Below are 881 nucleotides of genomic sequence, written 5' to 3'. Positions count from 1 at the left end.
CTTCAAGGAAGCCGACGGAATCCCCCTGGACAGGATCGTCGTGACGGGCGATACGCCACCCCCTTCGCTGGACCTCCTTCTCCCCCTGACGACCGCGCTGGCCGACATCCCGGCACTGGCCGTTGTGGAAGGGGAGGCCGCCCGCCTCAGTTTCGGCCAGGCCTTGAGCCTCGTGGATCTGATGGGCCGGGTTCCGTCCGAGGCCGATCCCGATGGGGGGCTGGTCCGTGTGATGGCAGGGGGGCGGTTCGTCGGCCTGTGTCGCCTCGAGGAGGGGATGCTGCGGCCCGAGCGGTTGATGGCGACAGCCTAAGGGCTGGGGCTGACACCACGGATCGGTTCATCTCTCAGCTGCGACAGCAGCCAACCGAAGGATTTCACGATGTCGATCACTGCGGAGCGCCGCCAGGCGCTCATCGTCGAGCATGCCAAGAAGCCGGGCGACACCGGCAGCCCCGAAGTGCAGGTCGCCCTGCTTTCCGAGCGCATCTCGAACCTCACCGAGCACCTGAAGACCCACGCCAAGGACTTCCACAGCCGCCGTGGCCTGCTGGTCCTGGTCGGCCAGCGCCGTGGCCTGCTCGACTATGTGAAGCGCAAGGACAAGGCGCGCTACGACGCGCTGATCGCCAAGCTCGGCCTGCGCCGCTAGGCATGGATCGGGGGCGGGCCATGGTCTCGCCCCTCGTCGGATGGCTCTCTGAATGATTGGGCGCCGGGTTCTCCTGGCGCCCTTTCTTTTGCCGGTGCCGCCGGCCCGGGCCCAGCGGGCGCGCTACGCGTTCGACCAGGACAGCGGCCGGATCGGCTTCACCTTCCGGAACCTGCTCTTCATCCCCGTCACGGGCCGGTTCGAGCGCTTCCGGGCGTCGCTGATGCTC

General features: G+C 68.0%; 2 protein-coding genes. Both read left to right on the top strand.

Going from position 1 to position 881, the window contains the following annotated elements; translation table 11 throughout:
* Positions 1 to 313 (top strand): tRNA pseudouridine(55) synthase TruB (locus AC1DWF_RS33075; RefSeq protein WP_476842735.1); only part of this gene is annotated, 313 nt, incomplete at its 5' end.
* Between the two features lie 69 nt (positions 314 to 382).
* Positions 383 to 652, top strand: a complete 270-nt coding sequence (gene rpsO, locus AC1DWF_RS33070) for a 30S ribosomal protein S15 (protein WP_476842734.1) — start codon at positions 383 to 385, stop codon at positions 650 to 652.
* Positions 653 to 881 lie beyond the last annotated feature (229 nt).

It is taken from the genome of Aminobacter sp. P4_D5, from assembly GCF_056401815.1.
The sequence above is the reverse complement of the archived record's forward strand: the minus strand, read 5'-3'. Positions and strand labels throughout refer to the sequence as shown.